The following is a 25,584-nucleotide window of genomic DNA, read 5'->3' as shown; positions in this document are numbered from 1 at the left end:
GTAATAATGAAACACGTATTATAGAATTTAATGGGCGCCGTACAAAAGCATTAGCATTAAAGTGTACGTAACTAAAATACTAAACGCCTGTTTAGATTGACACATGACAGGCGTTTAGTATCGTATAGACTTCTTCTATTGATTGGTCTCAATTAATTCTCTTCGTAATATGGAACTTCGATTTTGTCTTCTCCTAATTTAATCTTACCATAAAGTCAACCTCGGACTTCAGCAATCGTTTCTTTCTGGAAATCCTTTTCTATATTAAAAGAACCTATTATTACTCATAAGAATATTATCAAAAATCTGGAGTGTTATTTTTTTTCGAAGATATTTCAGCATTAAAAATCATACATAAAGTTTTAATTCCCTGTTGTAATTGTTGTTCGCTCATAAATGAAAAACTTAATCGTAAATGACATTTTTCTTGTTCTACTGGAAAACAAGCAGAACCTGGTAAAAATGATACAAGATTTTTTTTTGCTTCTATCAGAAGTTGATTTGTATCTATCCAAATCGGCAGAGTAATCCATAAGTTTAATCCCCCATTAGGTATCATCCACGTAATCCCTTCAGGAGAGTATTTTGATAGTAGTTCGAGTGACAAATCCCGTCTTACTTGTAATGCTGTTCTTAATTTTTTCATATGATCTATCATTTTCTTTGAAGTAATAAAGGGTAATAATGACTTCTGTGTTAATAAAGGACTACCCAAATCTGCATTAGATTTAGCAGCCAATAGACGATTGAAAATCGAACCTGATGCTGAGAGAATTCCAATTCTGCAACTTGGAGCTAGAGTTTTACTTAACCCTTTTAAATAAATTACATGACCATAATTATCCATACTTTTAATAGGGGCAGGGGGCTTTTTATCAAAATAAATCTCACTCCATGGATCATCTTCTACAATGATACATTGAATACTTTTTGCGATCTCTAAAATTTGTCTACGGCGCTTTTGTGACATAACTACACCAGTGGGGTTATGGAAGGTAGGTATTGTATAAATAATCTTTGGTTTGTATTTATCACACAAATTTTGAAGTATATTTAAATTCATACCATCTCTATCTACTGGAACAGTCAGTATGGTAGCCCCTCTTCCACTAAAAATGTCTATCGCTCCTGGATACGTAGGACTTTCCAATATCACAACATCATTTGGACCAATAAATGTACGAGCGATAAGATCTATTCCTTGTTGGGATCCATTTGTAACTAAAAGGTTTTCAGGTGTAGTAGGTACATCAAATTGTTTTAAATAGTTAGACATAGCTTCCCTTAGTTCATACTCACCTTGGATTTCACTATATCGGGATAAGATCCTTGGGTTTTCAGAAAGCATTTTATGAATTTCTTTTTCTAAATATTGATTAGGGAGAAGCCCAGGGTCAATCATAGATGAAGAAAGTTGAATTTCGCCTTGAATGTGATGAAAGCGAGAAAACTGAGCTCTTGGTAGATAATCTTGTATAGATAACTGCCAATTAAACGGTGGTTCATCTGTTTTTGAATTTCTTATATCTGTTTCGTCAATATTCACAAATGTTCCTTTTCCTTGAATAGAAACAATATAATTTTCTTTTTCGAGTTCTTTATACGCTTTGACAACAGTAACAAAACTAACTTCTAATTTTTTAGATAATTCTCGGACAGAAGGTAACTGGCTTCCTTCTGATAATAGACCTGATCGTATATGGTCAACTATTGATTGGAAAATTTGTTTAGAAAGAGAAGTCTCTGATTTTCTTTGAATTTCAATATGCATGTCTATCCTCCATAAAGTGTTATAGAAGTGTATTGAGTGTTATACCTAGTTTAGGTTTAAAATAAGGTGATTCAAATGAACACATTATAACATCAAGGAGGATGCTTTGCTATGTATAGAGTGGGTGGATGAGTTTATATTGAATATATAATTAAGTACTGTTTAAATAATTCTGAAAAAAGGTAAAAGGAGGTTTTTTTAATGAAATATTATGTAGTGGATGCTTTTGCGGAAAAAATATTTGAGGGTAACCCTGCCGGTGTTTGTATTATGGATGAATGGCTGCCTGAAAAAATGATGGAGAATATAGCTATTGAAAACAACCTTTCTGAAACAGCATTTGCTGTAAAAGAAAAAGATAGAGACAGTTATCATTTAAGATGGTTTACCCCTGGAGGAGAAATTGATCTTTGTGGACATGCTACCATAGCAACTGCTTATACTATCACTAATTTTTATGACAAAGAACTTAAAACAATCAAATTTCAAACAAAGAGTGGGGAACTGATTGTTTCGAAAAAAAATGATCTTTATGAATTAGATTTCCCAAGTATAAAGCTTAACGAATATAGATTGACAAAACAGATGGTGGAAGCACTCGGAATAAAACCTGTAGAAACTTTTTTAGGTAGAGATTTAGTGTTTGTACTTGAAAAAGAAGAAGATGTACTTAACTTGTCTCCTGATTTTACTAAATTAGCCCAATTTCCTGAAGGACTGGCTGTTTTTGTGACTGCAAAAGGAAATGAAGTTGATTTTGTTTCTAGAGCCTTTTGGCCAAAATTAAATGTAAATGAAGATCCAGTTTGCGGTTCAGCACATTGTAGTTTAATTCCATTATGGGCTAAACGACTAGGCAAAAATGAAATGATTGCTAGACAGCTTTCTAAACGTGGTGGAACACTATACTGTAAATACGATGATGTTAGAGTAAAGATTAGTGGTTCAGCAGTTTTATATTCAATCGCGGATCTACAATTGTAAAAGCGAAAACACTTTAAAAAATAACAATTTTTTAGATTGTAAAAGATAAGAATGGTGATTTTAAACTATGAATAATAAAGGTTTTGACTCCAAAAATTTTTTAGCAAATCGTATTCAAACTATTAAGCCATCAGGTATTAGTCGTTTTTTCGATTTAGCTTATCAAATGGACAATGTTATATCTCTGGGAGTAGGTGAGCCTGATTACGTAACTCCATTAAATTTTCGTGAAGCAAGCATTTTATCACTAGAGAAAGGTTATACTGCTTATTCTCCTAATGCAGCGCTTATTCAACTTCGGAAAGAAATTTCTGATTATTTATACAATAAATTCAATGCCAAATATTATTCAGGGAATGTTGAAGGTACATCAATATTCCATAATGTGCGCTCCTACAATGTCTCAATTTGCAGCAATAGAAGCTTTAAAAAATGGTCAGGGGCAAGTTAGAAAAATGGTGCAAAGTTATAACGACCGTAGACGTTATATTGTTAATGAATTCAATGAAATGGGACTCTCATGTCATTTACCAGGAGGAGCTTTTTATGTATTCCCAGACATTTCATCTACAGGCTTATCAAGCGAAGAATTTGCTGAAAAACTACTAATAGATGAACAAGTTGCTGTGGTACCAGGTTCAGTATTCGGTAAAGGTGGTGAAGGATATATAAGATGTAGTTACGCTACTCATTTTGAACTTTTACATGAAGCCATGCAACGAATTAAAAGATTCATAGATAAGGATATTTTATAAAATATTTATACAACGGAAAAGAAGTGAAATTATGAAATTGAAAATTCATTATGCGTGGATAATTGTACTAGTCATATTTATAAATCTATTAGCTGTTCAAGGCGTTCGTTTATCATTTGGTGCATTTATAGAGCCGTGGGAAAATGACTTTCAATTGGACCGAGGAACAATTTCACTTATATCAACAATTAGCTTTATTGTTTATGGGGTATCTCAACCATTTATTGGAACAATAGTTGATAAGTTTGGTCCGCGTTTAATACTTTCATTAAGTACTATTCTAGTGGCAATTAGCTTTTTATTGATGGCTTTTGTTAATGAGTTTTGGCAATTGTTGATTATTTACGGACTTTTTGTATCAGTTGGGGTTGGAGGAGCATCAAATGTAGCTGCAACTGTAATTGTTACAAACTGGTTTAATAAAAAAAGGGGACTTGCTTTAGCAATAGTAGAAACTGGGTTTGGTGCAGGGCAAATGATACTTGTACCAGGGTCTCTTGCTTTAATACATTGGATTGGATGGAAAGGAACTGTTAGTGTATTAGGCTTAACTTTGGCCATAGTAATCTCTCCAATAGTCTTATTTTTTTTACGAAATAATCCTGAAGACAAAGAGTTGGAACCTATAGGAGGCCATAGTAAAGAAGAAGTTACAAATATTAAAAAGAAAAAAAACAACACACTCTTTAATTGGGAAGTCTATCGAAAAAAACAATTTTGGTTCATTATTTTACCTTTCGGGATTTGTGGTTTTACTACAACAGGATTAATGGACACTCACTTAATCTCTATTGCACAGTTATGTGGTTTTTCAACAAGCATAACAGGAATAGCAGTCAGTGTTTTGGCCGCATTTAATATAATTGGAATATTAATATCAGGTGTTATAGCTGATCGATGGAGTAGTCGTAAGTTTCTAATTGTATTATATATAATCCGTCCACTTTCTCTCCTAATACTTTTAGAAAATAGTAATCCTTATCTATTCATAATATTTGCTATGATTTTTGGTTTAGTTGATTTTGCAACTGTTGCTCCTACTCAATTATTAGCAACCCAACATTTTAAAAACTATTCAATAGGTTTTATTATAGGCTGGCTATTTCTTAGTCATCAAATAGGATCTGCATTAGGGGCATATGTTCCAGGTCTAATGTATAATTTCCATGCCAATTATAATTCTTCTTTTTATCTATCGATAATTATTTTATTAATTGGTGCAATTTTCACCTTTTTACTTCCTGAGCAAAAGACTCTGGAGGAAAAAGGGCGGAGTACTATTCAATAATTTAAAAAGGGAGTGGTAATATGTTTGAAACTAATTTGAATGTTCGCTTTAATGACTGTGATTCTTTAGGACATGTTAACAATTCTGTTTATTTTACTTATTTTGAAGAAGCAAGAAAGGGACTATTTCATATTTTCAATCATAATTTGAGTATAAAATCGTGGAACCTTATTGTTGCATCGACTAATTGTGATTTTCTTCAGGAAATTGGATATGCTCAAAAAATTAAAGTATATACATGGGTTAGCCGAATTGGTAAATCTAGCCTTGATGTAGAACATTCAATTGAAGATGAAAATAAAAATTGTATTGCTCGTGGAAAGGCTGTTTTAGTTAATTTCAATTTTGAGGATAAGAAATCTATGCCTATAAATAATGAGATTAGAGAGGAATTATTAAAACACACTAGTTTAAAATAACAAGACAGACATAAGCACAATTAACTAAGAGTGTTTATGTCTGTCTAATATGCTTATCGTAAAGAGATACTTAAAATTTTTTAGTTAGTAATTACGAAATCCGCAATGCTAAGGGGGATTTCGTAAAAAAGAAGGTAGATAGTTTTTATCCATATATAAATTGTACGTGGACAAGAACTTCTTTTTTCTGAATATTCAATATACAAGGTGGTGATTTTTTGTTTAAACCTTTAATTACTGATTATAGTAAAAATATGGAAATAATAGATGGTTGGCATACAGTAATAAATTAAAAAGAACTGTCTATTTATTTAGTGATTTAGAATATGAACATTGGTTACAGATAGAATCAGATCCAGATATTATTGAATTTTGTGAACAACCAATAAAAATGGAAATAATTCATAATGGAAAAGTTCTTTCATCTATTATTTAATATGTGGATGAAAAATAAAAATGGCAAGGAAACCTTCATAAAGTATAGAAAAGATCTATTAAAAAATTCAGTAAGGAAGCAAATTTATATTCAAGAAGTTTGGTGTAAGGTTAATAAAACAAATCATCTCATTAGAATAGAAGATGAAATAAAAATGAACCCTATTAAGTTATTTAATCTTAAATTTCTTATAAAACAAGTGAATAATTCAGTTCAATTTAACCATTCCACTTTGGATCAAGTTAAAAGTCATATCAAAGAAGAACCAAAAACAGTTCAACAGATATAACTAATGAAACATTATCCTTTTCGTTATAAAATGCGAATCGGAACTTCAGAAAATTAAGTAACGATTAACTAAGCCTTAAAAAACACAGGTCGAAGAATTACTAATAAGTAAGCAAATGAATAAACGACGAAGACCAAGAAGCTTAATTGCCGTCTTTTTCTTTCATTTTTATGTACTACGACAGATAATATAGTTTTCAAAAATGATGGAAACAATTAAAAAGAAATAATTTCACCGTCTTCAGGAATCAATACTGAACCACTTAGATCCTGTTCCTTAAGAAAATCGGATAGTTCCTTTCGGCTCAATTTACAGTGGTTGATAGTATCTAGATGCACTGCAAGTAGCTTAGTTTTCGGAGATAGCTGAGCAATGCGAGCAATATCCTCGCGTGTCATTGTAATAATAGTTCCCCATATCATTTCTGCCTCTGAGGCATTCAAAAGAGCGACATCAGGCGATAAATCTCGAAAGGTTTTTTCAATATTTGGTGTATAAATACAGTCACCTACTATATAAATAGAACCTTCCGACATCGTATTCAAGTAAAAACCAGAAACTGTCCCGAGTATCTTACCAGTAATGCCAGGAGCATGCGGTCCCTCAATTCTCCTCATTTGAATTCCTTCCCATTCATAATAGTCATTAATTGCTATTATTTTCTTGAATCCAGCTTTTTGAACAAAGCTTTGGTCCCTAGGGCTACAAAATACAAGAGTTTCCTTATTTAAGATGGATATAGATTTCGTATCCCAATGATCAAAATGACGATGTGTTAGAAGGATAGCATCTACATCTTCGAAAATGTGAAGTGAAACAGTCAATGAAGTCAATGGATTTCTGCGATAATTTCTAGTGAAAGGGACAGGTGAAAGTTTACCAGCTTCACTCAACATCGGATCAATCAGTAATCGTTTTCCATTTATTGAGATAATTGATGTAGCATGTCGAATATGCTGTACTGAAATGGGCATAAAAGCATCTCCTCTAAACAATTTAGTGACTACAAAAATATATTCGTATGTATCTTCCAAAAAAACATATTTGTTTTCTTTTTAAAAATATATGAACCTAGCGTTAAAACACAAGTGAAAAATTGCAAGCCATCCAAAACAGTTTTGGGGTTCAGTTCAACTTTGCTCAAAATGAGATTAATTTTTAGCAGTAAAATCAATTAAAGTATAGCTTTTTTGATCAATTTTTTTATTAAACTAACAAAAATACTTGCAACACCTATTATAGTACTGTATAGTACTAATTATGACAAGGGGAAAATTAATGAATCAAAAACGTGTGATTGAAGTAGCTGCAACATTATTTTTAGAAAAAGGGTTTGCTTATACAAGCATGGATGAATTAGTTCGTGTAAGCAAAGTTTCAAAGTCTAATGTGTATTATCACTTCTCTAATAAGGAAGAATTGTTGGAAGGGGTTGTTGATTATTGGATTGAAATGTATCAATCTGCAATTGATGGCTTACTATCTCAAAACCAATTATTAGTTGAAGATCGTATCCAACTGTTTTTAAAGCAAATATCACAAGGAGTTCAGACGAGAGAATATAAGGGGAGCTGTCCATTTATTACGCTTTATATTCAAAGTCCTACAAATGCCACAAAAGTAAAAGAAAAAATAGGTCTTTTTTTTAAAGGATTACAAACGAAAGTTTCTCTATTACTTAAACAAGGGATAGAGAATGGTGAATTTAGAAAGACAATTAATATTGACGAGGTTGCATCTCTTTTTATTACAAATCTTGAAGGAGCGCTATTTATTTCAGAAACACTGGAGGATGCAACTGTAATTATGAAAACAGCAGATCATTTTTTTAACTTGCTTCGATAAAAGAAGCATTTTTTTTACATCAAATTAGTACTGAATAGTACTACAAGGAGGATTTTTATGAGAACAGTATTTTTAACTGGTGGAACAGGTTTTATTGGAAAGCAATTAGTGAAGGAATTAGCCAAAGAGCAAGTTACAATTCTTCTATTAGTGAGATCGAAAAGTAAAGCAACCCGCATTTATCAAGAAAGAGGCATCTTAAAAGAGGCAGTTATGCACTTTATTGAAGGTGATTTAACGAAAATAGACTTAGGTCTAAGTGCTGAAGATAAGGAGTTGGTATTGAAAACGGATGTGATTATTCACGCAGGAGGCCCCATGGATATTCAAGCGACAAGCAAAGAGGCAGCTTCCGTATTTTTGAATGGTGCCCAACATATTAGTGAATTCGCTAAAAATATTCATCAATTGAAGGGATTGCAACAATTTATTCATGTTGTAGGCTATATGAGTCCCTTTGATGATAAAAATAGCAAGATTGCGATAGATGTGTTTAAAGAAGGAAACAATTTTTTGAAAATAAAAAATCCATATGAGAGAACAAAGTTTTTAGCAGATCTTTATATCCGTCAGCAGGCATCAACAGTAGGTTATCCGCTTTCAGTAATTAATCCACCAACTGTAGTTGGTAGTAGTAAAACAGGGAGTACGGAGCAAACAGGAGGCTTAGGCTTGCTTGTGATGAGTATGCGAAAAGGGCTCTTGCCAGTGATCCCTGGAGGTAAGAAATATAGATTACCACTTATTGCAAACGATGAACTAGCAAAGTTTATTGTGCAGGTTTTCAGATTGGAGCAACCAACTATACAAACATATACACTTGTTGAAGATAAACAACATGATCAGAATATTTCAGAATTATTAGATGCTATGTCAGAAAGTATGAATATGACTGCACCTAAAATCTCTGCTCCATTGCCATTTATGAAAGCACTTATGAATAGTGGCGTAAGCAAAATAACCCAAATTCCTGCTGATGGGCTGAACTTTATTACAAATCGAACATTTTCAAATGGTTCAGCGAAGAAGATTATGGGAGAAGATTGGTTTAAGGAGACAAATGTAATGAAATTTTTCCCAGCCGTAATAGCTGATCTGGATTATCGCATGATGTATCAAAATGGCCAGTACAGTCATTTATTTAAACGAACATTATGTAATAATACTACCATTTACCAATCACAAGGAGAGGGTAAACCGTTTATTTTATTACATGGTTTATTAAGTGATGGAGAGGATTTATTTCCTTTAGGAAAAGAGCTTCATGAAAAAACAGGTCGACCTGTATGGATCATGGACCTTCCAGGTTTGGGACGTTCTCCTTTTAAACGAGAGAAAAATCTTTTAAATATCTATTTGAATGTATTGAAAATGTTATTGGAGAAAGCTACTAATGGTGCCCATCTAATTGGCCATTCATTTGGTGCGTATATTCTTTTGGAAGCATTAGTACAAAAGTACATAGATAAGAAGTATACAATTACTTTACTTCAGCCACCTGTTGCTAAAAAAAATGCTAAATCGATAAATGTTCCTCAATTTATGAACAAATGGACATTGAAATTGGCAACTACTAATTTGATAGAGCGTTATTTATTAAGTAATGGTTTATTTGAAAGTACGGAAAGCATCCCTGAAAATTATATTGAAAAAATAAGTAAAAGTTTTACTTCTCCTAGAATTTTAAATACTACGGTTCAGCTTAACAGTTTACTATTGAAAAACGTTCAAGGTGATTTCAATGAAGTAACAAAGTATAATCTTCGCATTATTTGGGGGGATTATGACAGAGGCTATTCTGCTCCTTCGCATCTGGGTAAGGTTGATTTTGTTCCATATGGTCATCATTTTCCTCTTAACCATCCGAGTGAAACGGCTAATTTGGTAATAAAAAATAGTAGTACTAGCAGATGAGAGTGTGGGATAAATAAAAAGTGGGTAGTAAGATCGTTGTGTCTTTGAAATAAAGTCGTACTGTTTGAAAAGAAAAAGATTGTCTACATGAACGCTGGATATATTTACTTAAGAATCTAACAGCTAATCAATTACAGCGTACCTATCAGTATCCTGAGGTAGTAAAATGCGAATTGAACAAAGTATTGCTCTTTACACATGGCATGGTGAAGAAATATACTTAAACTCCCATGAAAGAACATAATAATCTTTCATTTTCTGTGGTGTAGTGTTGATGAATCTTGTGAAGAAAGGCTACACAAATACCCAAATTGGTACAGATGTAGTTTTTATAAAAAAGTTTGATTATTTAAAACAAAGGTCGATAATTTTAAATAAAGATTGATCATTTATAATAAAATTTGATTAAAAATCCTGTGTTGATATGTAGGCTTTTTTCTTATTCCACAATCGGGCAATATTGTTGAGTAATAAGCGTGAACTTGAACTGTATATTGAATACTATAATCACAAACTTAAACCCTGCTCCGCAAATATTTTAACTCTTTAATGGGCTACCCCAGAAGGGTTTTTTTAGCCAAAATAAATAAAAGTGAAAGGCAGAAACGTTGTTAAATCAGCGTTTCTGCTTTTCGCTTTTATGCGATTTTACTTCAAAAGAGACTTATAAAACCAGCCTCTTATTTTATGTTGCCTAGCACACAAGTGTTCGTAGTGATGCAAAATCTAAAGGAAGTGTGATCTATGAAACACGGTCTGCCTAGGAGCTAGAAACAATCTAGATGGATTTATATCAATTGGAGATTTTTTAGTTTAAAGAAGGACAGAGTACAAATTGAATCTTAGGACGAAGATTCTTTCAGCTTTTTCTTTAATAGCATTTGAGGAAACGTTTTTTAAGTAATCTAAATAATCAAATTGTTATTGCAACACAAAAAACATTGTGATAGTATTAGTAAAACGTTTTACTAAATCGTTTTAGTAAAGATTTTTACCATTAAAGGGGATGAATATAATTGAGAAATAAACGAATTGCAACGATTGGTGACGCAATGGTTGTGTTTAATCCATCTAAAACTGGTCCACTACGATTTGTTCCTACCTTTGAGCGAGCTGTCGGAGGAGCTGAATTAAATTTTGCTATTGGTGCAACACGTTTAGATATGGAAGCAAGATGGATTAGTTGTATTGGAGAGGATGAATTTGGCAAGGTTATTTACAACTTTGCTCGTGGTGAAGGTGTTGATGTATCGCATGTTATACGTACACCACATATTCCAACCTCTATTTATTTTAAGGAAATTAGGGGAGATGGTTCAGGTAAATCATTTTATTACCGTAAACCATCACCTTTACTTGAACTAACAGCAGATCGTTTAGATGAATCAGTACTGGATGACGTTGATTTATTACATATTAGCGGTGTGTATTTAGCGGTGTGTGAACATAACATTAATGTTGCATTGAAATTGATTAGTTTAGCAAAAGCAAAAAATATTCCTATATCCTTTGATCCGAATTTACGATTAAAGTTATGGACTACAGAAGAGGCCTGTGCAGCATACGAAAAAGTGTATCCATTAATCAATCTACTTCTAACAGGACAGGATGAATTTGAACTTTTATTTGAAGGGCGTACAGTCAAAGACGTTCAAGAAAGTTACAAAATAGATGAAATCATTATTAAGAAGGGTGAACATGGGGCCTCAGTTTATACAACTACTGAACAGTATGATCAAGAGGCATTCACAATTCGTGCGATTGATACAGTTGGAGCAGGAGATGCGTTTGATTCAGCTTATGTATATAGCTATTTAAATGGTTATGATATTCCAGAACGGCTGCTTTTAGCAAATGGTGCAGGTGCACTTGTAGCTACCATTAAAGGGGATAATGAGGGGCTTCCTTCATTAAGTGAAATAAAACAATTTATTGGTGAAGAAAAACTAATTGAGCGATAGGAGTTGGTAGGAATGCAAAAAATTGAAATTTTGAAAGCGTTATCAGATGCAAAAGTTATAGCTGTCATTCGAGGGAATTCACCTGAAGAAGCAACCGCAATTTCAAAAGGTGCAATTTCAGGAGGCATTCGAGCAATTGAAATAACCTATACAACGCCTTTTGTAGAAGAAACATTTAAATTGTTACGTAATAGTGATGCTTTAATTGGTGCCGGGACAGTATTGGATGTTGAGACTGCGCGTCACGCGATTTTAAATGGTGCAAAGTTTATTGTTAGTCCAAGCTACAATGCTGCTATTGCAACGATTTGTAATCGCTATAGCATACCATATTTACCAGGCTGTATGACGATTGAAGAAATGGTAACAGCGCTAGAAGGTGGAAGCGACATTATTAAAATATTCCCAGCAAGTCAATTTGAAACAAGCTTTATAAAAACCGTTAAAGGACCTTTACCAAATGTAACAATTATGCCTACAGGCGGTGTTGGTCTAACTAATATGAGAGAATGGCTAGACGCAGGCGCTGTTGCAGTAGGTATTGGCAGTGATCTCAATAAAGCCTATGCAAAAAATGGCTTTGCAGGTGTTGTTGAACGGGCAAAAGCGTATATGGAGAACCTCGCAAACTAGGAAGTACTGAATAATGAGTATGGCATTTAGATGTTATGGTCATGGCAGTGATACAGAGCCATTGAAGGATGGAAAACAAATCCTAAATGTGAAAGGGAGTGTGTGCACATTTCGTTTACCAGCCAGAGAAGTATTGACAAAGGAAGCGATTCTAGAAAAAGATTCAAATGATTTTTTAGAAAACATAACAAAGCGAGCAGAAACATTTGTTCACGAAGCCCATTTTCAAAAAAAAAATTAACTTATTTCCTATAGGAGGTTCACAATGAATTATTTATCAGATGTTGCAAAACACTATCCCGCATCAGCAATTAGACGTATGTTCGAATTGGCTAATCAATATGAAGATATTATCAAGTTAACTGTTGGAGAACCAAATTTTGAAACTCCAGATTATATAAAGAAGGCTGCAAAGATTGGAATAGATTCGAATCTTACACATTACGTATCAAATGCAGGAACTGATGAACTTCGTCAGGCGGTAGCCAAAAAGTATACTGTTGAATTCGGAGAAGAATTTACTCCTGAACAAGTAATGGTTGCTTTTGGAGGAATGGAAGCGATTATGTTAGCCTTAGTGGCAACAATCAACCCAGGTGATGAGGTAATTATTGCTGATCCGGCTTATCCTAATTACTTAGGACAAATTTTAATGCTTGGTGGAAAAGCAGTACCTGTTCCTGTCTATGAAGAAAATGCATTTAAACTGAAAGCTGAAGACGTTGAAAAAGCAATCACTTCAAAAACAAAAGCTATTATTTTAAATTCCCCTAGCAATCCATTAGGTTCAGTATTGAATAAAAAAGATATTAAAGAACTAGCAGAAGTTGTTTTAAAACATAATTTAATCGTTATTTCTGATGAAGTCTATGAAAAGATTATTTACGATGATGAAATTCATTTTAGCATGGCTCAAATTCCAGAAGTGAAAGAAAATGTGCTTATTATAAATAGTTTATCTAAAACTTATGCAATGACGGGTTGGAGAGTGGGATTTGTCATCGGTAATAAAGATATTATTTCTGTTATGCCAAAAATTCAAGAAGGAATGGCTTCTTGTGTACCTCCCTTCATTCAAAAGGCGGCAGTAGAAGCGATTAATGGTCCACAATCCGTTGTTGAAGAGATGGTAACCCACTATAAACGTCGACGTGGGATTTTAATAAATGGATTAAATGAAATTCCAGGTTTTTCATGTATTAATTCAGCAGGTGCCTTTTATGCTTTCGCAAACATCAAAGAATTTGGAAAGCCATCTGAAGAATTTGCTCTAGAACTTTTAAAAGAAGCAAAGGTCGCTGTTACACCCGGGTCGGCATTTGGAAAAATGGGCGAAGGATATTTACGTTTTTCGTTTGCCAATTCAGACGAGAATTTAATAGAAGCTATTAATCGAATTAAAGATTTTGTAAAAAGAAAGTATTGATATTTATAAACTAAAAGTTTAATTAAATTGTCTATTTAAGGGGGAAATTTCTTGCAAGCAATTGTTGATGCTATTAATTCTATTGTGTGGAGTTATGCTCTTATCGGATTAATTTTGGTAGTAGGTCTTTATTTTACTTTTAGCACTAGATTTGTTCAAATTAGGCATTTTAAAGAGATGGTCAAAAGAACACTTGACCGAAATGTAACGAAAAATAATGTATCCTCTTATCAAGCATTATTAATGTCCATCGCTGGACGTGTTGGTATTGGTAATATAGCTGGAGTTGCAACCGCTATTGGTTTAGGAGGCCCTGGAGCTATATTTTGGATGTGGTTTATGGCCTTTATTGGTATGGCTACTTCTTTTTTTGAAAGTACATTAGGACAAATTTTTAAGGAAAAGGTTGGAGATGAATTTCGTGGAGGTCCTGCCTACTATCTGTCTAAAGGATTAGGGAAAAAATGGGTTGGCTCATTGTTTGCGATTACCATTGCTTTTGCTTATGGTTTCCTCTTAACTGGCATTCAATCTAATGGAATAACTGCATCTTTTAGCACAGCATTTAACATTAAGCCTATTTATACTGCTGTATTTATTTGTATACTTGTATCTGCAGTTATCTTTGGCGGCGTCAAAAGATTCGCTAAGTTTTCTGAAGTTGTCGTTCCTTTTATGGCACTAGCTTATATTTTAATAGCTTTAATTATTGTGATAATGAATATTAATCAATTACCCGATATTATCACTTTAATTTTTTCCAGTGCCTTTGGTATCCAGGAAACATTTGGAGGTCTTATCGGCGCTGCGATTGCATGGGGAGTAAAACGTGGAATTTATTCAAACGAAGCAGGTCAGGGGACTGCACCACATGCTGCTTCAACAGCTGATGTTTCACATCCAATTAAACAAGGTTTAGTACAAGGAATGGGTGTATTTATCGATACAATTATTGTTTGTAGTGCAACTGCATTTATGATTTTGATAACAGGAAAATATAATGTTGAAAATCCAGCTGGTGGCTTTGTAGTGAACCACATAGGTAACGTTGAAATTGGGGTCAGTTATACACAATTAGCAGTAGATTCTGCGCTTAATGGATTTGGTAATGTATTTGTAGCTATTGCGGTATTTTTCTTTGCTGTTACGACATTACTGTTTATTGCATATGTTGCAGAAACAAATGTTGTGTATATTTTTGGAGATAATGCAATATTTAAGAATGTATTACGGGTCATTGTCATTTTATCTACTTTTTACGGTGGAATTGTATCAGCTAATTTAATTTGGTCAATAGCTGATATAGGAGTTGGACTTATTACTTGGATTAATGTAATTGGAATTTTCCTTTTACGAAAACCAGTATTAAAAGCTCTTAAGGATTACGAACAGCAAAAAGCAGCAGGAGTTGATCCAGTCTTTAATCCGACTAAACTAGGAATAAAGAATGCTACTTTTTGGGAAGATAAAAATAAGGATATAAATCAAAACAAAAATTCAAATATATAATTTTTTAGAGCCTTTAGCCTCCTTCAATTCTCATCTGAAGAAGGCTATCTTTATGCTTCAAATAATTGTTAGATGTCAAAAGAAAAAGTTTAATTTAAGACCAAAAGTACAGTATTTTTTGATCAAAAACTGAGTAAGAAACTATGAAAAAATTATAGATTAACTTAAACAAATGTATAAATATTTGAATAGTTAAATTAACTAGTTAATTTAACCAAAAAATATGCTATGCTACATAATACCAAAGAGAGTTTTATATATAGGTAGGAGTTTGATTTTAGTGAAAAAAACAACAATTGCCGATGTTGCACAGTATGCAAATGTTTCTAATAGTACCGTTTCTCAATATCTAAATAAGCGATATGAATATATGAGTGTAGAGACTCGTAAAAAAATTGAAGAAGCTATTGAAGCATTACATTATCGTCCTAATTTAATGGCTCGTAGTTTAAAACAGAAATCTACCTTTACTATAGGTATTATTGTAGCAAATATTATCCACGATTTTTCTACAAAAATTATTAATGCACTTGAAGAGGAATTTGATAATGAAGGTTTCCATATGATTGTTTGTAACTCTGCGGATAATTCAAAAAAAGAGAAAAAACATATCGAAACTTTACTTGAAAAACAAGTGGATGGTTTGATTATTTTCCCGACAGGAGAAAATAAGAACCTCTATATAAGGCTTCAACAACAAGCAATACCAATCGTTTTTATCGATCGTTTTATAGAAGGAGTAAATATTCCAGCTGTTTTGCTTGATAATTATTCAGCAATGGATATGGCAGTTGAGATGTTTCAAAAACAACCATTAGCCATTGTGACAACATCTTTAACCCTACCAATTACTCCTCGTGTTGAGCGTTTAGAAGGGTTTCGTCAAGCTTTAAGAAATAGAAATTTCTATATTGATGAACGATATATAAGAAATGGCGAACCTCCTGAAATGGAAGAGATATTCAATCAATTATTTGCATTGGAACAACCTCCAAAGGGAATAATTGCAGCAAATGATCGTATTTTCCAAGAATTAATGATTTTTATAAAAAAACGAAACTTGCATGTACCTAATGATTTACAAGTGATAGCTGTTGATGATGTACCATATGCAAAATTCGTAAATCCTTCTATCACAACATTAAAACAACCTATTCTACCCATGGCTCAAAAATCGGCTTCACTTCTCTTAGCAAAAATTAAAAAAGAGGATATATCCAATGAGCAAAAATTATATCGCTTTAAGCCGATATTAATTCAACGAGAATCGATTAACTAAAAAAGGAAATCACTAAGCTACAGAAAATAGTCAGGGATTGCTTTTTAGTAGCGCTGATAAATTACACTTAAATTTTGGATTTGTAATAAAGCCATTTGCTCAAAAGTTACAACTTCTGAAAGTACATTCTATTGAAACTCTTTTCAGCCGTATTTACTTTTATCTTCTTAAATGAAAATATGGGGACAAGATATTAAGGTTATTGTTCATTATAATTAGTGTATTAATTGCTAATATGCACCATAGATATTGATCCAGGTTCATTTGGATCTTTAGCTCAAATAGCAGCATACAATAATGGGGAAGAGTGGCTTGAGCAAATAATTGTATATCTTCAAAATAATCTAGACTTCATTGAGGAATTTGTAAATGAACGAATTCCAAGAGTAAGAATAATTAGACCAGAAGGAACTTATTTAGCTTGGCTTGATTTTAGTAATTATAATTTTACTGATATTGAACTACAGCAATTGATACAAAAAAAGGCAAAACTCGCTTTAGATGATGGCTTTATTTTTGGTACAGGGGGAGAACAATTCCAAAGAATAAACTTTGCTTGTCCTAGATCGATTTTAGAAAAATCTTTAATGAACCTTGAAGAAAGCTTAAATCAATCTAATAAATAGGGATTAGTATTGTATAATATTTAAGAGCATGCTTTTGATTGTTTTAAAACATGCTCTTTTTTATTGGCTTTGTTAAAGATTAATGTTGTTATTTAATTGTTCTAATATAAATTAAATTTACCAAAAGCGAATGCGTATAATAAATGTATTAACAATACTGATTAGAATCTATACTAATCTATTTATTCTTTTTCAACCATCCAGAAGCATATACATTTTTTATGCATCTTATAAGAACTTAAATTAATGTAAATAGAGTGGACTTAATTTTAAATATAAAATATTCGGAATAACAAATTGTGTAAACTTTGTGTCCCATTTTTTAAAAAATACGAATAAATTATATCTGGGTAAACTTTGTGTCCCAAAGTGAGACATCTTTGTGTCCTTGTACAAGTAGTTGACGTATCTAAGCCCTCCTCCACGCCAAATAATTTTAGTTTACATAATATAAATACCTTGGTCACAACTTTCTTATTATCAGTTGGTCCTATAATTTATCGTTCATAAGGGGATTATTCGTTTAAATAATGCTAATTATCGTTTAATGTAGATTTGTCCAATATTCATAAAAATTATTCATAAGAGTGAACAAACTAAGCTGGTCGATACTATATCTTAATATAGAATACAAAGTTGATAAGGAGTATTTCTCCTTATCAACTTTTTTATTATTATCCCTATTTAAATAGCGACTTAGTGATGTACCAATACCCATAAAGTCGCGACGATCAATACCCCTGGGTATTGGCTCAATGGACTAGAAGATGAATTGCTTTACATTGAGGGGACGCTTAAAAAGCACTTTGGTAGACATCAAGTGAAAGTAAAACATGCACTAACGACGAAAAGAATATAGAATTGGAGGAAATTCATAAATTTTTATCCAGTTTTTTATTTACTTTTAAATAACTATTTTGTAAGATAGATTAAATGCACAAAAGTGGTCAGACCACTTTTGTACTTATTCAGTAAGAGCCACCATCCTCTAAAGGTAGTGGATTTCGTTCTTTATAGTAAGTATCCAAACACCTACTGAATGAAGATAAAGCCTTTGGACGCATGTTTATCTGTGCGAAAGCGATAGAACGAGGAGTTGATCGTATGGATAAAAAAACCGAACAAAAGAGAGTGTTTTTAGATATCGTCCAACAATTACAACAACTTATTAAAATGGAAGAAATTCAGGCTGGAGAAAAACTCCTTCTGAACGAGTTCTTTCAGAGCGTCTAGGTGTCGGGCAATCCTCTGTGAGGGAGGCATTGTCAAGCTTATAATTGTTTTCTTATTGAAATGAAACATGGGAGAGGTACGTTTCTAGCTTCTACACATATGCATCAGTTCGTAGAAATACTGTCAATGTTTATATTAGAAGAGAAAAACCGAAAAAAGATGTCGAATTAACGCGACAAATTCATGAAAAGGAAGCCATTCGCGTAATAAGTTGTACAGAGACTCTGCGAACACTACCTGTGTGGGACAGTTTTTTTGTAAGGCTAGAAATAGAAGGTACGATTAATTGTCAAGATGTATTACGAGAAATAATAATCACGGCGGGAAATCGTCTTTCACTAAAAATCTGGTTTCAGTTAGCGGCTTATGATGGTGAGCGTGTAAATCAAAGCTCAACAGAAGAAGAAAAAATAATCATTCAAACTATGTTTAAATCGATGTAGCTTGTCTATGAAAAAGAAGCATTGCAAGCTTACGAGCAGTGGATGAAGACTTTACAAAGCATGTAAACAACAAAGGGGGAGACGAACATGGCAATACGTAGCTTATTTAGTAAAAAGAAAGAGGACGGACAGGAAAAGGGATTTCCTGAAGGACTTATGACAAAATGTCCAGAATGCCGTCACATTCAGTTAACAAAGGAATTAGAAAAAAATCATAAAGTGTGTACAAAATGCGATTATCATTTCAAAATGACTGCACGGGAGCGCGTAACATATTTCTTAGATGAAGGTTCATTTGTTTCAATGGATGATCATTTACAAACAAGTAATCCACTTAATTTCCCTGATTATGTAGAAAAAATTTCAGTGGCTAAACAACAAACGGGATTAAGCGATGCTGTACTAACTGGGTTAGGTACTCTTGATGGAGAAGAAATTGTTGTAGCAATTATGGATTCTCATTTCCGTATGGGCTCAATGGGCTCAGTTGTAGGAGAAAAAATCACACGTGCCGTTGAAAAAGCTATTAAATTACGTGTACCGGTTATTATCTTTTCTACTAGTGGTGGAGCGCGCATGCAAGAAGGTATTCTATCATTAATGCAAATGGTAAAAACGAGTGCAGCATTAAAACATCATAGTGAAGAAGGACTATTGTTTATTTCTATCATGACGCATCCTACATACGGTGGCGTTTCGGCAAGCTTTGCTTCTATTGGAGATATTAATATTGCTGAACCTCAAGCATTGATTGGCTTTGCTGGTCGCCGTGTAATAGAAGAAACGTTAAGAGAAAAACTACCAAATAATTTCCAAAAGTCAGAATTTTTACTTGAGCATGGTCAGCTTGATGCAATTTTCCATCGAAAAGATTTACGAAACCAAGTAGCTATGCTTGTAAAAATGCATACAAAAGGAGGCGTGCAACATGTCTAAAAATTTAGCTTTTGAAGAACCAGTAGTACAATTACGTGAAAAAATTGATGAGTTAAAAACAATTGCTACCAAAGCGAAAGTAGATATGACAGACGAAATCGAAAAGCTTGAAACACGCCTTACTCAGCTAGAACAATCCATTTATACCAATATGAGACCATGGGATCGTGTACAGGTTGCTAGACATCCTGAACGTCCAACAACATTACAATATATAGAAGCTATGTGCGAAAATTTTATAGAGTTACATGGAGACCGTTCGTTTGGTGATGATGCGGCTATTCTTGGAGGAATCGCTCTCTTTGAAGGACAGCCCATAACAATTGTTGGACACCAACGCGGAAAATCAACTAAAGAAAATATTCGGCGAAATTTTGGCATGCCACACCCAGAAGGATATCGTAAGGCATTACGCTTAATGAAGCAGGCTGAGAAATTTAAGCGCCCAATTATTTGTTTTATTGATACGAAAGGTGCCTATCCAGGTAAGGCAGCCGAGGAACGCGGCCCAAGTGAAGCCATTGCTAGAATTCTTGCTGAAATGACGATTCTAACAGTACCAGTTATTAGTATTGTTATTGGGGAAGGCGGAAGTGGTGGTGCAATTGCATTAGGGGTAGCTAATCGAGTCTTTATGTTAGAGAACTCAACGTATTCGGTTATCTCACCTGAAGGAGCTGCATCGATCTTATGGCGAGATGGTAGTCTAGGGAAGCAAGCAGCAGAAGCAATGCGTATAACAGCACCTGACTTAAAAGAGCTTGATGTTATTGATGGAATAATCCCTGAAATAACTGGTGGAGCACACCGTAATGTTGCGAAGCAAGCAATTTATATAAAAGAATGTATAAGCGTCACACTAAAAGCATTGAATTCTTTAAATGGCGAACAATTAATTAAGGATCGTTATGAGAAATTCAGAAAGATTGGACAATATACAGAAGCTTAAATTCATTTTTAGGTTTTTAAACCCACGCATTTTGATCAAACCTTTTTCAAAATACGTGGGTTTCTTCTATTATAAAATCAACGTTCGCAGCAAACTTTTAATCAAACTTTATTCCAAACCAACACTAATGTGCATAGCTGTGGAACAGTACCAGAACATGGAGAAGAAATATTAAGACAGCCGGAAAAATGTGCGTTGTCTGGAGATTCTTGTCCATATACAACAAAAGTTTATGGGTAGTTGACGTATCCAAGCCCTCCTCCACGCCAAATATTTTTAGTTTACATAATATAAATTATAGGAAGTTATGTATCAATGAAAAGTATACTACTAATAGTGAGATGAAACGATACAATAAAGACCCATAGTTTAATTTTTGGGTCTTTATTGTATCGGTATCTACACAACCAATAGTAAAGCTTAAATTTGCTAGTTCATCATTTTTCTGAAGCTCCAACCTCTAGAAAATTTACGTTAACCTTTAAACTGTTTGTAAGATCATTTATTGTTTTTCGATATTTTTCGTTCAACTACTGCAATCCATCCAACAGCAACACCATATTTTTATAACAGTAGATCCTATTTTTTCACCTTACGTTCGATCTCTGATTTTAGCGAACACAGCATATTAGATATATTCAATCTCTATTTAATTGAAATTGATGAGGTTTGATGAAAATATATCAAATAAAATAAACATCTAGTATGATCCTACTCTACAACTCGAGCTGTTACTGAACATCAATCTTTGAAGTTGCTACATTTGCAGTAGGCTTGGAGGAATTTTGTGTTAAATCCCAGCAACACTTGCATCTTGCCCCCTGTTGATTTTTTTCATAATGATTATTTGAATCACACAACCTTTAATTACCTGTTCAATTTGATCTTTATTCTGCCATCTCAATCAAGCTAATCTATATGGTTTGCACAACTTGCAACATCCGATTGAACATCATTTAAAACGGTGTCGAACATATTAAGAAGCTCTTGAATACGTTCATTCCTCAAACTATAGTAGCAATATTTCCCTTCATTCCGACCAACAATAATGCCACAACCTTTCAAACAGGCTAAGTGTTGTGAGATGTTAGATTGATTTCCCTCTAGTTCCTCAACAATTTGAGATACAGTTTTTTCCTTCCCTTTAATACACTCCAAAATTTGAAGTCTTACCTTATTTGAAAATCCATGTATTAATTTAATTTTTAAATCAAAGAAATTATCTGTCACAAAATCTCCTCCAATTCATATTAGACTTTACTAATATGTTTTGTTATTATCATATTCGATATTACTAATATGTTTGACACACATATTAGCATTATCTAATTGAGTGTGTCAAAAAATAAGTTCATTGGGGGTCAGAATGATATTTGTATTGATGTGTAGGAAAAATAATAGTGCTTACTATCACCATTTTTAAAAAGATAATACTACAACGAGTATTGCTATCTTCTAGTTTTTGCAGTGTTACAAAATATTTTAGTTCTTTACGAAGAATGGCTTTTTAAATCTGTCCCTTTCGCTAAGGATTAGATCGTTACATATTTCATTTCAAATGTTTTTTAGATTTATTGCGTAAAACTAAACATTCCATTGTAATTTTAGAATTTAATTATAATTAAAGCAATTTTCAAAGACATTTATCTACTTTACTTTGCCTGGCTTGTTTCATTAGTTGCTACATTTGGCAGCTTATATTTTAGTGAATTTCGAGAATTTATCCCTTGTGAAAAATGTTGGTATCAGAGAATTTTAATATATCCACTTGGTTTTTATTCTAGGGATTGCGATGTTTCAGCATGATGTTATAGTGAAAAAATTTGTTTTGCATCTTTCTATTATCGGAGGCAGTATATCACTCATTCACCATCTTGAACAGAAAATATCTGGATTTGGTGGATTTAAGCCTTGTGTAAGTGGTGTACCATGTAATATCCAATATATTAATTGGTTACTATCCCCTTCTTAGCATTAACGGTCTTTACGCTCAAATCAATTAGATGACTAAAATCATTGCATGCGCCACTCCTATTTTCGGTGGGTTCACAGGATTTTAAGGATGCTTCCTTATTTTTAAATTCAAAAATCTTGGAAATAAACTCAATGTTAGGGGGTTGTAAATTGAATAATACGTGGAACAAGATTATATATAAAATTGGCTCTTCCTTTTATGATAAATTTTTTAACACAGGTATTTTTTTAAAAGCTAGAAAGAAGATCTTTCAAGAAATCCCTTTTATAGGCAAACAAAAAATTTTATACGTGGGTATTGGTACTGGCGCAGACTTAGAAATAATTAATTATGTTGATTATGATATAACAGCAATTGATTTTTCTCCTGATATGCTTGCTATAGCTAAAAGTAAATTCAAGCACTCTTCAATTAATTTTTTGGAAATGGATGCTCAAAAATTACTATTTGAAGATGATACTTTTGATTATATTGTAGCTAGCTTATTACTTTCTGTCGTCCCGGATGAAAATAAATGTTTTCAAGAGATGTTACGCGTTCTAAAAAAGGAAGGTAAAATTCTGATTTTTGATAAATTTGCTCCTAAGAATCAAAAAAGCACACTTCCAAAAAAACTGTTTAGACCATTTATAAGCATGTTAGGGACTGATATTGGTAGAAGTTTTGAGGAGCTGATTAATCAAAATAGCGAAAGGATAAAAATTGAAAAAGATGAGAATGTTATGTTAAATGGAATGTATAGATATATAGAAGTAACTAAACTGTAGAATTATTTCACGAATAGGCATGGTTGTGATAAATAGCACTATGCCTATTAAATTTTGGGCTGAGAGGAAACGTAAATACATGCAGCTAAAATGGAAAAATATTTTACTTCGATTGAAATGCACTTCTTTTTTCTCCTATTTTTCAAACTAGTTTTAACTAACAAGATATGGTACTCTTGTATAGAAATTTTACTAATTTAGTATAATTTAATCTCTTTTAACTTTACTAAAATAGGAGTTATCAAAATAATGATTTCAAGAGAGAAATTAGAAAATAATCAAGTTTTCCTGTATGTAATTGTTTTATTGTTAGCAGCAGGAGTAGGATTATTTGCACCTACTATCGGAAAGCAGTTAGACGTTACGATTTCATTTGTAATTGCTATCTTAATGTATAGCATGTTTTCGCAAATCCCATTTACGTCTTTAAAGGAATCATTTTCTAACCGTCATTTTATTTGGGCTCTACTTACTGTCAACTATATTGCTGTGCCCATTATTGTATGGCTGTTAACAATGCTATTACCTGACCATCCACCTTTATTACTTGGTGTCTATTTAGTACTACTTACACCATGTATTGATTATGTGATAGTATTTACGGCACTTGGACGTGGTAATGAAAAAGCCATGCTTATTTCTACACCCATTCTCTTCATCACTCAAATGCTATTACTCCCTTTATTTTTATGGTTGTTCATTGGTGATGAAGCAGCAAATATTGTTGAACCTGAGCCTTTCCTAGAGGCATTTTTGGAACTAATTATTATACCACTATTATTTGCCATTGTCCTCCAATTATTTGCAAAAAAATCATCTGCTGGAGATAAATTAATTAATCTTTCTGCGTGGCTTCCTGTTCCTTTTATGGCGTTAACTCTTTTTGTTGTTGTATCTTCTCAAATAGGAAAATTATCTACATCCATTGATTGGATTATAAGGGTCATTCCCATTTATATTGCCTTTATGATTATTATGCCGTTTATTTCTAAATTAATTGGAAAATGGTTCAAACTTGATATTGAGTCTGGTAGAGCATTAATTTTTAGTGGTTCTACACGTAATTCACTTGTTGTTCTTCCCCTAGCTTTATCTTTGCCAGATCATTTAAATTCATTAGTAGCTGCCATTATTGTCACACAAACTATTGTTGAAATTATAGGGGAAATTATCTATATTCGTATAGTTCCGAATCTAATTTTACGCAAATAGAAATACTATGATTATCGAAAAGAACGTGATTTGAAAAAGGCTTAATGCAAACACGTTCTTTTCTTTTATTTCACCAGTATGAATGGTATCTTAACAACACGATCACTTATTATCACTAATCCTAGTTTTATACTTTTTCTTTTGTCCTATTTGGCGAATACGCTCCACGCTGCCTAATAATGCTGGTATGAAGATCGGTAATATAACAAAGCTTAGTAAGAAAAGACCGAAAATAACAGTCATTGCTACTTCAATCAGTGTAATGACCCCTGAAGGAATCAATGCCGCAAATGTACCGCCAAGAATAATGGCTGCAGATATAACAACTCCCCCGATATGACGTGCTGCATCCACAATCGCTTTCGTTGGATTACCATCCAACTCTCTATAACGCATCATTAAGAAGATACTGTAGTCAACGCCTAGCGCTACAATCATAATGAAGCTAAAGAACGGTACATTCCATCCTAGCTCACTTACATTTAATAGCTTAATACTTAATAATTCACTCATTCCAAGTGCTGTAAAGTAAGTTAATACTAGAGATGCTATAATAAAACACGGTTTCAATAATGAACGAGTAATAATCATTAGAATAATTCCAATTCCAATCAGCATAATCGTTGCTGTTCGAGTGAAGTCACCACTAGCAAGCTCCTCAAGATCCACGTTCTGAGATGTTTTTCCGCCGATTGCTACCTTTGCACCATTTAGCTCACCACTTTTAATGATAGCTTGTACCTCTTGTTCAACTCGTTCTACAATGGTCATTGCTTCCTTTGAATATGGGTTAACTTCTAATATAATGCCCATTTGAACTATTTTTCGATTAGTAGACAGTAAGCCCGTATTCAAATAACGCATATAAATAACCAGGCACCTCCGGTACGATAGATGTATCAATTGAAGGAGGTGCTTCCTTATGCTAACGAAC

Annotated in this window: 23 protein-coding genes and 2 pseudogenes; 21 read left to right on the top strand and 4 right to left on the bottom strand. The window is 33.1% G+C overall.

Going from position 1 to position 25,584, the window contains the following annotated elements:
* Positions 1 to 298: 298 nt before the first annotated feature.
* Positions 299 to 1,771, bottom strand: a complete 1,473-nt coding sequence (locus ACQKIM_RS09110) for a PLP-dependent aminotransferase family protein (protein WP_427542263.1) — start codon at positions 1,769 to 1,771, stop codon at positions 299 to 301.
* 201 nt (positions 1,772 to 1,972) lie between these two features.
* On the opposite strand from ACQKIM_RS09110, the gene ACQKIM_RS09105 reads away from it, so the two are divergent.
* From ACQKIM_RS09105 to ACQKIM_RS09080, 6 genes and pseudogenes are all read left to right on the top strand, one after another.
* Entirely contained in the window at positions 1,973 to 2,755 is a 783-nt protein-coding gene (locus ACQKIM_RS09105; protein WP_427542260.1) for a PhzF family phenazine biosynthesis protein, read from the top strand.
* 67 nt (positions 2,756 to 2,822) lie between these two features.
* On the top strand, positions 2,823 to 3,206 hold the full coding sequence (locus ACQKIM_RS09100) for a hypothetical protein (RefSeq protein WP_427542257.1): 384 nt from the start codon (positions 2,823 to 2,825) through the stop codon (positions 3,204 to 3,206).
* Positions 3,112 to 3,510: pseudogene (locus ACQKIM_RS09095) on the top strand (aminotransferase class I/II-fold pyridoxal phosphate-dependent enzyme); the annotation flags it as partial. The gene ACQKIM_RS09100 and the pseudogene ACQKIM_RS09095, both read left to right, overlap by 95 nt.
* Positions 3,511 to 3,541: 31 nt before the next feature.
* A complete protein-coding gene (locus tag ACQKIM_RS09090) occupies positions 3,542 to 4,798 on the top strand; it encodes an MFS transporter (protein WP_427542254.1) in 1,257 nt (418 codons plus the stop codon).
* Positions 4,799 to 4,818: 20 nt separating this feature from the next.
* A complete protein-coding gene (locus tag ACQKIM_RS09085) occupies positions 4,819 to 5,217 on the top strand; it encodes an acyl-CoA thioesterase (protein ID WP_427542251.1) in 399 nt (132 codons plus the stop codon).
* Positions 5,218 to 5,488: 271 nt separating this feature from the next.
* Positions 5,489 to 5,653 (top strand): hypothetical protein, encoded by a 165-nt coding sequence (locus tag ACQKIM_RS09080; protein ID WP_427542248.1) that lies wholly within the window; start codon positions 5,489 to 5,491, stop codon positions 5,651 to 5,653.
* A gap of 504 nt (positions 5,654 to 6,157) precedes the next feature.
* Here the strand turns inward: ACQKIM_RS09080 and ACQKIM_RS09075 are convergent.
* Positions 6,158 to 6,916, bottom strand: a complete 759-nt coding sequence (locus tag ACQKIM_RS09075; RefSeq protein WP_427542245.1) for an MBL fold metallo-hydrolase — start codon at positions 6,914 to 6,916, stop codon at positions 6,158 to 6,160.
* Between the two features lie 304 nt (positions 6,917 to 7,220).
* Here ACQKIM_RS09075 and ACQKIM_RS09070 point away from each other — a divergent pair, with 304 nt between their 5' ends.
* The 12 genes from ACQKIM_RS09070 to ACQKIM_RS09015 all read left to right on the top strand — a co-directional run bounded on the left by ACQKIM_RS09070 (position 7,221) and on the right by ACQKIM_RS09015 (position 20,696).
* Positions 7,221 to 7,787 (top strand): TetR/AcrR family transcriptional regulator, encoded by a 567-nt coding sequence (locus tag ACQKIM_RS09070; protein WP_427542242.1) that lies wholly within the window; start codon positions 7,221 to 7,223, stop codon positions 7,785 to 7,787.
* 57 nt (positions 7,788 to 7,844) lie between these two features.
* On the top strand, positions 7,845 to 9,701 hold the full coding sequence (locus ACQKIM_RS09065; protein WP_427542239.1) for an alpha/beta fold hydrolase: 1,857 nt from the start codon (positions 7,845 to 7,847) through the stop codon (positions 9,699 to 9,701).
* A gap of 1,016 nt (positions 9,702 to 10,717) precedes the next feature.
* Positions 10,718 to 11,662 (top strand): sugar kinase, encoded by a 945-nt coding sequence (locus tag ACQKIM_RS09060; protein WP_427542236.1) that lies wholly within the window; start codon positions 10,718 to 10,720, stop codon positions 11,660 to 11,662.
* Between the two features lie 12 nt (positions 11,663 to 11,674).
* Positions 11,675 to 12,295 carry a bifunctional 2-keto-4-hydroxyglutarate aldolase/2-keto-3-deoxy-6-phosphogluconate aldolase gene (locus ACQKIM_RS09055; RefSeq protein ID WP_427542233.1) on the top strand — a complete coding sequence of 207 codons (621 nt, stop codon included), beginning with the start codon at positions 11,675 to 11,677 and terminating at the stop codon, positions 12,293 to 12,295.
* Between the two features lie 13 nt (positions 12,296 to 12,308).
* Entirely contained in the window at positions 12,309 to 12,536 is a 228-nt protein-coding gene (locus ACQKIM_RS09050) for a hypothetical protein (protein WP_427542231.1), read from the top strand.
* Between the two features lie 24 nt (positions 12,537 to 12,560).
* Positions 12,561 to 13,721 carry a pyridoxal phosphate-dependent aminotransferase gene (locus tag ACQKIM_RS09045; protein ID WP_427542228.1) on the top strand — a complete coding sequence of 387 codons (1,161 nt, stop codon included), beginning with the start codon at positions 12,561 to 12,563 and terminating at the stop codon, positions 13,719 to 13,721.
* Positions 13,722 to 13,772: 51 nt separating this feature from the next.
* A complete protein-coding gene (locus ACQKIM_RS09040; RefSeq protein WP_427542225.1) occupies positions 13,773 to 15,230 on the top strand; it encodes an alanine/glycine:cation symporter family protein in 1,458 nt (485 codons plus the stop codon).
* Between the two features lie 280 nt (positions 15,231 to 15,510).
* The gene (locus ACQKIM_RS09035) at positions 15,511 to 16,509 is read left to right on the top strand and encodes a LacI family DNA-binding transcriptional regulator (protein WP_427542222.1); all 999 of its coding nucleotides are present in this window, start codon (positions 15,511 to 15,513) and stop codon (positions 16,507 to 16,509) included.
* 227 nt (positions 16,510 to 16,736) lie between these two features.
* A complete protein-coding gene (locus ACQKIM_RS09030; RefSeq protein ID WP_427542219.1) occupies positions 16,737 to 17,135 on the top strand; it encodes a hypothetical protein in 399 nt (132 codons plus the stop codon).
* Positions 17,136 to 18,239: 1,104 nt separating this feature from the next.
* Positions 18,240 to 18,368, top strand: coding sequence for a hypothetical protein (locus ACQKIM_RS09025; RefSeq protein ID WP_427542217.1), 129 nt, complete (start codon positions 18,240 to 18,242; stop codon positions 18,366 to 18,368).
* Positions 18,369 to 18,898: 530 nt separating this feature from the next.
* Complete coding sequence (gene accD / locus ACQKIM_RS09020) at positions 18,899 to 19,747, top strand: acetyl-CoA carboxylase, carboxyltransferase subunit beta (protein ID WP_427542214.1); 849 nt, start codon at positions 18,899 to 18,901, stop codon at positions 19,745 to 19,747.
* A complete protein-coding gene (locus ACQKIM_RS09015; RefSeq protein WP_427542211.1) occupies positions 19,740 to 20,696 on the top strand; it encodes an acetyl-CoA carboxylase carboxyltransferase subunit alpha in 957 nt (318 codons plus the stop codon). The genes accD and ACQKIM_RS09015 overlap by 8 nt, the downstream gene beginning before the upstream one ends.
* 909 nt (positions 20,697 to 21,605) lie before the next feature.
* On the opposite strand, the gene ACQKIM_RS09010 is transcribed toward ACQKIM_RS09015, so the two are convergent.
* A complete protein-coding gene (locus ACQKIM_RS09010) occupies positions 21,606 to 21,926 on the bottom strand; it encodes an ArsR/SmtB family transcription factor (RefSeq protein ID WP_427542208.1) in 321 nt (106 codons plus the stop codon).
* 399 nt (positions 21,927 to 22,325) lie between these two features.
* On the opposite strand from ACQKIM_RS09010, the pseudogene ACQKIM_RS09005 reads away from it, so the two are divergent.
* The 3 genes and pseudogenes from ACQKIM_RS09005 to ACQKIM_RS08995 all read left to right on the top strand — a co-directional run bounded on the left by ACQKIM_RS09005 (position 22,326) and on the right by ACQKIM_RS08995 (position 24,650).
* A pseudogene (locus tag ACQKIM_RS09005) lies at positions 22,326 to 22,703 on the top strand (disulfide oxidoreductase).
* Positions 22,704 to 22,820: 117 nt separating this feature from the next.
* On the top strand, positions 22,821 to 23,438 hold the full coding sequence (locus tag ACQKIM_RS09000; RefSeq protein ID WP_427542205.1) for a class I SAM-dependent methyltransferase: 618 nt from the start codon (positions 22,821 to 22,823) through the stop codon (positions 23,436 to 23,438).
* Between the two features lie 249 nt (positions 23,439 to 23,687).
* Positions 23,688 to 24,650, top strand: coding sequence for an arsenic resistance protein (locus ACQKIM_RS08995; protein ID WP_427542202.1), 963 nt, complete (start codon positions 23,688 to 23,690; stop codon positions 24,648 to 24,650).
* A gap of 102 nt (positions 24,651 to 24,752) precedes the next feature.
* On the opposite strand, the gene ACQKIM_RS08990 is transcribed toward ACQKIM_RS08995, so the two are convergent.
* Positions 24,753 to 25,514: an MMPL family transporter gene (locus ACQKIM_RS08990; RefSeq protein ID WP_427542199.1), complete on the bottom strand. Its 762-nt coding sequence runs from the start codon at positions 25,512 to 25,514 to the stop codon at positions 24,753 to 24,755.
* Positions 25,515 to 25,584 lie beyond the last annotated feature (70 nt).

The organism is Lysinibacillus sp. NPDC047702 (assembly GCF_050272555.1).
Lineage (GTDB): Bacteria > Bacillota > Bacilli > Bacillales_A > Planococcaceae > Lysinibacillus.
Note: the sequence above shows the minus strand (reverse complement) of the source record. Positions and strands in the feature narration are given on the sequence as shown.